Origin of the sequence: Agromyces humi, from assembly GCF_009720255.1 — a bacterium.
Taxonomy (GTDB): Bacteria; Actinomycetota; Actinomycetes; order Actinomycetales; family Microbacteriaceae; genus Agromyces; species Agromyces humi.
Genome location: NZ_WJSP02000428.1, coordinates 1 through 2,948 on the forward strand (window position 1 = coordinate 1; position 2,948 = coordinate 2,948).

General features: G+C 72.1%; 3 protein-coding genes and 1 pseudogene. 3 read left to right on the plus strand and 1 reads right to left on the minus strand.

Annotated features, from left to right (window positions below; genetic code table 11):
* Positions 1–83 precede the first annotated feature (83 nt).
* Both GH736_RS20305 and GH736_RS20310 read left to right on the plus strand, forming a co-directional pair.
* Positions 84–599 (plus strand): annotated as a pseudogene (locus tag GH736_RS20305) (YqaJ viral recombinase family protein); the annotation flags it as partial.
* On the plus strand, positions 596–1,390 hold the full coding sequence (locus tag GH736_RS20310) for an alpha/beta fold hydrolase (protein WP_159606555.1): 795 nt from the start codon (positions 596–598) through the stop codon (positions 1,388–1,390). The pseudogene GH736_RS20305 and the gene GH736_RS20310, both read left to right, overlap by 4 nt.
* Before the next feature lie 13 nt (positions 1,391–1,403).
* On the opposite strand, the gene GH736_RS20315 is transcribed toward GH736_RS20310, so the two are convergent.
* Entirely contained in the window at positions 1,404–2,099 is a 696-nt protein-coding gene (locus tag GH736_RS20315) for a Pr6Pr family membrane protein (protein WP_235934552.1), read from the minus strand.
* Positions 2,100–2,191: 92 nt separating this feature from the next.
* Here GH736_RS20315 and GH736_RS20320 point away from each other — a divergent pair.
* Positions 2,192–2,948: NADP-dependent oxidoreductase (locus tag GH736_RS20320; RefSeq protein ID WP_159606557.1), on the plus strand; the 757-nt coding region annotated here is incomplete at its 3' end.

Here is a 2,948-nt window from a genome sequence, read left to right on the forward strand (position 1 = left end):
CGCTTCCGAGTGCCGGTCGACGAGCACCGCACCGAACGCCGGCTGGGTGCGCCTGGACAGAACCGCCGCATCGTAATCGACCCAGCACGCGCCGCCGTCGACGCTCCGCCGCATGGGAGAAGCTGCACGGCAGCCGGGGTCGCTTCGGCGGCAGCCGCTTCACCGACCACGGCCGCGAACGCGAGCCCGTGATCGCCGAGTGGGTGCGCAGCACGCACGGCATCGAGCCGTCGTCGCTGCTGTTCCACGCGGCATCCGACCGCCGCCATCTCGCCACGCCCGACGGCCTGCGGGTCACCTCCGACGGCACCCCCGAGCTGTGCGAGATCAAGACGACATCGCGGCCGTGGCGCGGCGTGCCGCGGGGGTACCTGCGCCAGGTGTGGTGGCAGCAGTACGTGCTCGGCGCCGAGCGCACCCTCGTCGTCTGGGAGCAGCACGACGACTTCGTGCCCGTCGCCGACGAGCCGCGCTGCTGCTGGGTCGATCGCGACGACGACCAGATCGCGATCCTCGTGCGCCTCGCCGAAGAGCTGCTCGTCGCGTTGCGGCCCGACGACCCGGCGCGTTCCGTCTACCGTCCGGGTGCCTTGGCGTGACGACCGTCCTCCTGCACGGGCTCGGGTCCGACCGCCGGCAGCCGCTCGGCATCTTCGAACCCGTCGTGCAGGCGGTCTCCGGGCCCGACGAGCTCATCGTCGCTCCCGACGTACGAGCCCACGGCGGCTTCCTCGCGGTGGGCGAGCCGGCCGACTTCCATCTCGACCGGCTGGCCGCAGAGGTCTGCGAGCAGGTGCCGGCGTCACTCGTCGACGCCCACGCCGGGCACGGCGACCGCGACGACGCCGTCACGCTCATCGGCATCTCGATGGGCGCGGCCCTCGCCCTGCGCATCGCGCTGCTCGGCCTGCTGCCCGTGCGCCGTGCGGTGTTCGTGCGGCCTGCGTTCGACGACCGGTCGCTGCCCGACAACCTGCGCCCCTTCCCGGTCATCGGGCAGATCCTCGCCGATGCCGGACCGGCCGGCGCCACCGAGTTCCAGGAGCGGGCGATCTACAAGGAGATCGCCTCGGCCACGCCCGCCGGCGGCCGGGCGCTCCTCGCCCAGTTCCAGGCACCGGATGCCGCACGCCGGGCGATGCGCCTCGTCGAGATCCCGCGCAATCGCGCGTTCGCCGACGACGCCGAGCTCGGGGACCTGACGGCACGCGGCATCCGCTCGCTCGTGGTGGGCGCACCCCGCGACCCGGTGCATCCGTTCGGCATCGCCGAGCGCTGGGCCGGCGGGCTGCACACGATGCTCGAGCTCGTGCCCGCACGCGATGACGGCCAGGCCCAGCAGACGAGCCTGCTTCGGGAGCGCGTGGCCCGCTGGCTGCAGCGCGACTGAGCGGGCGCTCGTCTCAGGCCGAGGTGACGCCCTCGCGCTCGCCGGGGCGCGTCGACGATGCGACGGGCGTGTGCTCGTCGGGCTCGTGCGGCCATGGCGTGCGACTCAGCGCGATGATGCCGGCGCCGACCAGCAGGATGAACGCCGCGATCGCGATGACGTACACGGCGACGCCGCCGTAGCCCGCCTGCTGGGCTGGGTCGAGGAACGGGTAGGGGTACCAGCCGACGATCGCTCCGCGGATCATCGAGTACACCGCCCAGGCGATGGGGAAGATCGCGATGGTCCACAGCCGCCGCCACTCGACGCGGTGGCGTCCGGGTGCGAGCACCCAGTCGGCCACGAGGTAGAGGGGTGCCCACACGTGCAGGATCTCGTTCGACCACGGGACGGTCGTCGCCTGGTCGAGCGAGATCTCGCGCAGCAGCAGGTTGTAGACCACGAAGGTCGTGGCCATGTAGGTCACGACGCACGCGCGCACCAGGTTGTAGGCCGCAGGGTCGATGCGCCGGGTGAAGGCGTACCAGGCGCCTACGAGCAGCACGATCGCCGAGAGGGCGTTCGAGAGGATCGTGAAGAAGCTGAAGAAGTTCACGACGAAGGCGAGCCGATCGCTCACCATCGACCAGCTCTGCGCGAACTGGCCCACGATCGCCACGACGATCGCCGCAGCTGCCAGCAGCCGCAGCACCCCGAACAGTCGCCTCACGGAAATCCCCGTCCCCGCCGCATCCGTCGGCCCCGCGGCGCACTGTGTGCAGCATAGTGGTGCGTGGGGATGCCGACGGGGAGGAAGTGGCGATGGCCGAGACGATGCAGGCGCTCGTGATCGATCGCACCGGAGAGGCCGACGAGTTGCACCTCGCCGAGGTGCCGCGGCCCACCCGGGTGAGCGACGAGGTCGTCGTGCGCGTGGTGGCCGCCGGGGTGAACCCCATCGACGTGAAGACCCGCGCGGGCCGGGGAGTCGCCACGGCCATCGGCTCGTACCCCGCCGTGCTCGGCAACGACTTCTCGGGGATCGTCGAGACGGTGCCGTACGCGGCGCACCCGCTGCAGCCCGGCGACCGCGTCTACGGCATGGGCCGTGTGCCGCGGCTCGGCGGCAGCTACGCCGAGTTCATCGCCGTGTCCTCGCTCAGCGTCGCGCCCATGCCGGCCTCGCTCGGTTTCGTCGAGGCGGCCGCGGTGCCGCTCGCAGCCCTCACGGCCTGGGGCGCGGTGATCGACACGGCGCGCGCGCATGAGGGGCAGCGGATGCTGGTGCACGCGGCATCCGGCGGCGTCGGGCACTTCGCGGTGCAGCTCGCCGCCTACTTCGGCGCCGAGGTCACGGCGACCTGCTCGGCCCGCAATGTGGACTTCGCGCGCTCGCTCGGCGCCCGCCACGTCATCGACTACACCTCGGAGCGGTTCGAGCAGGTCGCCTCCGAGCAGGCCGACGAAGCCGACCACGGGTTCGCTGCGATGTCCGACGACCAGGTGGTGCAGAACGCCGCCGACGCCGCCGACGAAGTCGACCGGTACACGCTCCAGTTGGCGGAACTGAACGCCGCCG